The sequence below is a fragment of the Rheinheimera soli genome, from assembly GCF_031457405.1.
GTDB lineage: Bacteria > Pseudomonadota > Gammaproteobacteria > Enterobacterales > Alteromonadaceae > Pararheinheimera > Pararheinheimera soli_A.
Genome location: NZ_JAVDWR010000039.1, coordinates 1 through 7,851, shown reverse-complemented (window position 1 = coordinate 7,851; position 7,851 = coordinate 1). Strand labels below are relative to the sequence as shown.

At 42.7% G+C, this 7,851-nt stretch carries 1 protein-coding gene; it reads right to left on the bottom strand.

Annotated elements, in window-relative coordinates; all coding sequences use genetic code 11:
- Positions 1–5,791, bottom strand: a 5,791-nt coding sequence (locus tag J2W69_RS20395) for a non-ribosomal peptide synthetase (protein WP_310282043.1), incomplete at its 3' end; no start/stop codon positions are given.
- Positions 5,792–7,851: the final 2,060 nt, after the last annotated feature.

Below are 7,851 nucleotides of genomic sequence, written 5' to 3'. Positions count from 1 at the left end.
GCACCCCATAACTGAGCTGCTGACCTTCAAACTCTATCGCTATCGCATCAGGGTTTCTCGCAACCTGCGCTTCAAATAACCCAGGCAAATTGCCAAGCGCTTGTTGACTCTGAGAGCTCTGTTGAAACAGTGCTTGAGTCTCATCTTCTGACAAGATTGAAAGCGCAAATACACTCTGATGTGGTCCTGCAAGTACACCTATTAACAGTCGGTCAAAAATTTCCGCCATTTTCTCTATGGTTTGAGGCTTGAATAAGCCACAGTTATATTGCCACTCGAGCAACAATTCACCATTGTTCTGTTCGGTGATATTCAACGTTAGATCATACTTAGCCACATTGTGCGTTTGCACAATGCTTGTAATATCCAGAAGCGGCATTTCCGCCTGACCTTTTTCATTGTTGTTAAAGACCAGCATAATCTGAAACAGCGGAGTATGATTTAAACTACGTTCAGGTTGCAAACGTTCAACCACTTGCTCAAATGGCACTTGCTGATGAGTATAAGCATCCAACAATAACGACTTGTTTCTTTGTAATAGAGTAACAAAGTCAGGACTGTCAGAAAGATCGGCACGCAGCACTAAGTTATTGACAAAAAAACCTAACAGATTAGCAATTTCTGCTTGCTCACGATTAGCAACTGTAGTGCCAATAACAATGTCGGACTTATTACTATAACGTGAAAGTAACACGGTAAAAATAGAGTAAAGCCCCATAAATACCGTTGCGCCGTTACTCAAACAAACTTGGTTTAAGGCTTCAATATCAGACTTAGCGATTATTGTGCGATGGGTCGCACCAACAAACTTTTGATATTTTTCACGTTCATAGTCCAACGTTAATTCATGTACCACGGGCAAATCCGCTAACTGCGTCACCCAATATTGCATCTGCTGTTCGAATTCGTTGCCCTGTAACCAATGGCGCTGCCATAACGCATAATCAGCATACTGAATAGGTAACACAGGCAAAGGATTTTGCTCATGACGCAAATATGCAGAGTAGAGGATCGTAAACTCTTTAATAAGTAGCCCGAGGGTCCAACCGTCTGATGTAATATGATGTAGAGTGATCAACAAAGTCGCGCGGTCTGGGGCCGTCTTTATCAACTGTGTTCTTAATAGCAGGTCTTTTGTTAAATCAAACTCTCTGGCAGCCTCTCGATCCGTTAACAGTTTGACTTCATCGCTTACCTCATCAGTACTTAAATCCACTAAATCAGTCACAGGTACTTGATAATCAATTTCTTGATTAATCTGCTGATAGAGTAAATTATCTTCACCGACAAAGAAGCTGGTTCGCAAACTTTCATGACGTTGGAAAATTGTAGTGAAAGCTTTGTTTAACGCAACAATATTAATCTGGCCTGACAAATCCAAAGCAAAAGCATCATTATAATGGGCGCTGGCACCATCAATCTTGCCCAATAACCACATCCGTTGCTGGCCAAAAGATGCCAACAAGGATTTATTATCCGGAACTCTTTTGATGATCTCAGGGACAGAAACTTGACTTAACTGAGATATTTCTGCCGCCAGGTCCTTAAGTACAGGCGCTCTAAAGATTATTTCTAACTGACAATTAATCTTAAAAGTTGTATTAATCCGAGTGGCAACCTTAGTTGCAAGCAGCGAGTGCCCACCTAATTGGAAGAAGTCATCCATTAAACCGACATGCTCAATTTCCAGCACTTGCCCCCAGATCTCACTGAGCTGTTTTTCAATCTCTGTCTCTGGCGCCACAAATTGACACAACTGAAGGGAGGACTGTAACTGAGGTAACGCCTTAGTATCTATTTTGCCATTTGGTGTCAGTGGCAGGTGCTCTAAGATGTAAAACATCCCCGGCACCATATAACTTGGTAGCTTACTATGTAACTCATGACGCAGTTCCTTCGCCAATAAGATGTCTTCAGCTGAATTCAATTGAAGACTGTGCTGCATCAGTTGTGTGATGAAAGATAGGCCATTGTATGCCAACTCATCGTCCATCCAATCAATCAAGCAGGCGATTTCATCGACCCCAGCAGCGATAATACGCTCAACGACGGGCGTTGCACTCGCTACAGTACCGATTAAAGACGCTGAATTACTGTAACGGCGGTAGGCAAAGTTCAAAATGGCTTCTTCATCCTGGTCTCCCAATTCATCAGGAGCAATGCCTAAACTGCCAAGCAATGGTTTAAGTAGTGCAACGTGTGCTTTCATATAGTTGAGAAACGGTTGACGCGCTTGCTCTAGGGTTTCGTCAAGATCTGCACCAAGATAAGTGTGCACCATTAGACTAACTTTCCCCTGCTTAGGATCGTGCCCATGCTTTGCTAATGACTCCCGATAAAGATGAATATTGCTCTCAAGCTGCTCTATAGTTTGTCCAAGTAAATGGGTTAATACATGGGTGCATTGGCGACCGGCCTCAATAAAGCTATCAGGGTTCCCTGCTGTAGTACTCCATAGCGGCAACTGGCTTTGCTTAGGTTTGGGGAAGATCTCAATGTTTACAGACTGGCCGTTGCCATCTAAACGACTAATGGTTTTACCCTGCCATAAAGACCTAATCATCGCGATGCCATCAATGACACATTGCTTTCGCGCAAAATAGTTCTCAGGCTTTAGTACGAAGTCTCTGGCATGCCATCCGCTCGCAATAGCAATACCAACGCGACCATGCGAAAGATTGTCAACCACAGACCACTCTTCTGCGACTCGAATCGGGTCGTGTAATGGTAAGACAACACTACCAGAGCGTAGCTGTAGGTTTCTAGTTGTGGTCGCCAGCGCGGCACTTAGAATAGAAGGATTTGGATACAACGCTCCTACAGGGTCAAAATGGCGCTCAGGCGTCCACACTGCTTCAAAACCATTCTCATCAGCATACTTAGCAGAGCGCATATAAAAACTATAACGCCCTTCACAACCACTATGCGGCGTATAATCATTGTATGATGCACCAAAATAAAACAAACTAAAATCTAATGGCTTTCGTCTCCGCTTTAACTCATTATCGACAACAAAAAAGCACACCAAATTGCTCGTACTATCATTAGAATCCTGTGCCACAACGACCGCATCTTTGATATGTGGATGAGCCACTACATGGCTTTCAATTTCGCCAACCTCAACCCTAAAGCCGCGCACTTTTACTTGACGATCTAACCTGCCTAAGTATTCTAAACGACCATCTGAAACCCAGCGGACCAAATCGCCAGTACGATAAAGTCGTTCATGCCCATCCTGCTTGTTTGTCATAAACGGATTAGTGATAAACTTGGCGGCGGTGAGCGCGTCTTTACCAAGATAGCCGCGTGCAAGTCCATTACCACCAATGAGTAATTCACCAGAAACACCAAAAGGACATAGTCTAAGAGATTGCTCAGCTGTTGCACTTTGGTCATTTTGTGTGGCGACATAAAAAGATGTATTTTTTATTGGGGCGCCAAGTAAGATCAACATATCTGTTTTATCGACCCGGCTAACTCCAGACCAAACTGTAGTTTCAGTAGGCCCATACATGTTCCACAGCTCAATGTGCTCGTTCGCCAACAATTTACTAGCGAGAGCTTTACTTAGAGCTTCACCCCCACAAAGTATTTTTAATCGCTGCTGAGCTTGCCAGCCATAGTCCAACAGCATTTTCCAGGTTGCAGGTGTTGCCTGCATCAACGTGATCTGCTGTTTTGTGATAATTTCACTGAGTTTTTGCGGGTCGGAAGCATCTGATCTGGTACCAAGCACCAAGTGAGCGCCACTTACTAGCGGCAAGAATAACTCCAGCACGTGAATATCAAACGTCATCGATGTTACTGCCAACAACTTATCTTCAGCTCTGATCCCCGGCTCAAGCGCCATGCTAAGTATGAAATTCACAACGTTTCTATGTTCAACCATTACCCCTTTAGGCTGTCCGGTGGAACCAGAGGTATATATCACATAAGCCAAGTGCTCAGGCGTCAGCGTGTTATTAACGATATCGATACTATTAAGCTCAGACCATTCCGTCGAATTCATCAGCTCATCAAGTAACAGACTCTGAGTTCCAGTAAAGAAAGCCTTTTTACCCTGCGACAACGCTGATTGGATTTTAGAATCAGTGATGACTGTAGACACCCCAGCATCTTCGAGCATAAAGGCGAGCCTTGACTCAGGGTATTCAGGGTCCATAGGAACATAGGCACCACCGGCTTTCAACACGGCCAAGATCGCGACCAACATTTTTTCAGAGCGGTCAAGACAAATACCAACTAAACTGTCCGCCTTAAGATCGTATTTCGACACTAAATGATGAGCTAGCCTATTTGCAGTTTGATTGAGTTCTGCATAGCTTATGTGTTTATCAGCAAAGCTTACCGCCGTTGCATTTGGAGTTTGACGCACTTGCGTTTCAAACAATTTATGAAGATATTGCCTCGAATCAATATTTTGACTTGCTACCGTTTTAGACTCCGCATTCATAGTTTGCGTCAATAGGCAGAATTCTTGAGCTGGTAATAAATCAATATCAGCGAGAGACTTGTCAGCATTCTGTAGAAGGTCTTGCAACACAGCAAAAATTCGTTGGCTCAGCAATTCAATTTCAGCAAAGGAGAAATAACAGTGGTTAAACTCCATATGTAACTCAACGGAACCTGTATCACCATCCCATACATTTATACTCAATGGAATTTGCTGATGACGATTATCGGCGAAAATAACCTCTGCATTATGTCCACCTAATGCCAAATCGCGATAATCTAACTTCAGGTAGTTAAACATCACTTCAAATAACGGGTTTTCCTGACCAGTCAGACCAAGGTCTTTTACAATCTGCAAAAACGGATAACGCTGATGGCGATAATTTTTGCTCTGCGTCTGAGCAACCTGCTGGACATGCTGGGTAAAAGTCAGTCCCTGAGTTATAGGCACCACCAAAGGGCTGATGGCAGTAAACAAACCAACAAAATCTTTTTCTTGACGATTACGTCTGTTATGAACTGGCAAACCAATACAAACATTTTTCTTGTTATAGGCAGAACCAAAGTACCAGGTTAGAGCACCTATAAACACCGCAGGGACCGTTACCTTCTCTCGTTCTGCAAACTGGCTAATTGCTTGAAATGTTGTATCGGAGATCTCAGCAACATACCTTTCACTCATATTGGCGTAATTGTCAGTCCGCAACCAAGGATAGTTCACCCTTAAATTAAGACTTTCGACCGCCTCACAGTGGGTAGCCCAATAAGCTTTATCTGATTGATAGCGATTGCTTTCCAAATAAGCTTGGTCTTTTTGAACGACCTCATGCCATTTAAAATCAGCACTGGATTTGTTCTGTTGTGCAAAACCATTATAAATGTCGGCAATGACGCCAGCCCAATTGTAAAAGCCCCAACCATCCATCACCAAATGATGACCGATGGCAACATACCAATACTTGTCATCGCCCAATTTTACACACCAAGCTTTGCACAATTGGCGGTTTTGGATATTCATAACAATATCAAAGTTTTCATTGAGCCATTGCTTTGCATGCTCAGCGGGCGAATCAACATTAGAGAAATCCACTACAGGTAAGGATGTATCACGCTCTTCAGAAATCGTTTGCTGGTACTTATCACCGATTTTCTCTATTCGAATACCAAAGGCATCGTGGTGTTTAACAATCTCGGCATGTGCCTGACTCAATATGCCTACATCAACACCACAACATTGAATATAGCCACCAATATTATACAAGGGAGAGGTTGAATAACGCAGTTGATTGATCAGTATGCTTTGCTGAGAAATGGATAACTCGAATAATTCATTTATCATTTATCATTTATCCTTAATAAATAATCCTATTAATACTGTGCTCGCTGTAGGCCATGGCTTTATCCCGACACTGTGCCGGCTATATCCGTAGATATACTAAGCATACTCGAGTAAAGAATTTATCGTTTTACCTGCCGCATCCCCGCAAATGGTATAGATAAAACAAATAGCCAGAATCAAAGTAGAAATTTATGGCACTTCTCTCTCATATAATTTTCAAAAGAATCATTATTCAAAATAAAACTAACCCCTGCCATTGTTGTACAAAAAACATTCTGCGCTGTAATTATTCAATTGCACAATATATTTCTGCCAGTTCTTCCACTTTATTTGTGTCTTTTATTTAGAGTACCAGTACTGCCCTACACCAGAAGGTGTCAATTCAATGCAACAAGCATCGTATCAATGAACTGCGCACGTTCATTCAGCAATTTAATGCTCGCAAACTAGCGTTGATAGCCTGTATCTCTGAGCCTATGTTCTGCCGGCAACTTAAACACATCAATAATAAATGCCTAGCATAACTGTTTTTGGGCGCGAAGTGCGTTGGCATTTTTAGCGATCAATGCCAACGATTAATATTGAAGCATGCCGATTACAAAACGACTACTACACCAGCTACGGTTCTATCTTGTACCACTAGCTGTCCCAAAATAACTATTCGGTTTAACGCTCCACCACAGGAATGCTAAATGATTGCTCGCCCATTTAGTACTGTGTCTATGGTGATGCTATGTCAATAAGTAATCAACCCATTTCATCAGTTCATCCATCGACTCACAGCGGTGGTTGCACGGGTGTTTTTAAGTAACTAGTGTCTCAGCAACTCGATTTTGTTATGCAAAGGGCTGAGAACCGGCAGTCATAACAGTCTGGATTTCAGGTTAATTTCAGCAATCACAGTGTCTATATATTCTTTGTATGATGTAGTCCTAAACAATCAGCGTAATAGTTTCGGCGCTACGATAACTCTACAATGCGGCTCTGAGTAAGTCGACAAATGCCACCGAACTATCTGAGTTAGAGCCTACATAAGACACCAGACTAGCTTTACTTTGAGGTGCACCAGTCAGAAAGAAATGTCATATTCTGGTACGGCGTTGCCACTGTACATTGCTGGCCTCGCAAGCCCCATTCCGCACCTAGGTGTGGATTCAATTGGATATAAAATTTCGTCCTCGTTAAACACTGGATTGTGGCCAGCACAGCCTGCAAGCATTTGTTCTACCTCGGCTAATAATTTTTCTTTATCCAACTCTTTAACACACATTAACACAACGTAGATGGTGACCTTCGCCAGACGATGCCATGTTTTGGGTAACCTGCGCGGGATTGTAACGCTGTGTAAAACGATATTCAGCGATTTCCGCAGCGCCATACAGATTAACTCACTGCTCTAACGCGAACGGTGATAACCAAATTCTTGCGGCCTGAAACCAACCAATAACCGAAGTAGTTTCCCGATGAACTTCAGCTCAAACCGTAAGCCTGACTGAAAACCGTCAATCTCATCGGGCGGATACAAACGAATCCAACTGTTTGCGCTCAACCTTGTAGCGCCTGCAGCAGACCAGCTATTTCTTTTGTCGGTTTGCCTTGCAACAGCAGCAACACATCATTTGCTCTTCGAGCTAACAGTCTGTTTGGCTTTCGCTGAACAATATTTTCTTCACATAGTACATCGCCTGAAACGTCAATCCGTTCATACTCAATGCGTTTGTGCGGCTTATTGGTTTGGCGATTGTCCTAATTGAGCAAACCGCATCAAGTTGCTTTTCTTTAGCGAGCGACTGCTCCTAACAGCCAGGAAAACTGACTATAACAGTAAGTTTAACTTCCCAAAATTTACGCTTACTTTGACTTATTTCTTTTAAATTATCAAGAGATTGAGAATTTCTATTTATAAAATATTGAGCGTGATAAAGTGTGTATGTAGCAGTCTGAATAGACTAGGCTTTCTTAGACTGCGTATTCTGTTTTATCTGAACACCTATTCTGGTGATTGTGAACACCAGTTTTTTTCCCGCGTTGGGCTCAGCTCCTTTTTAGCTCAGGTGTTC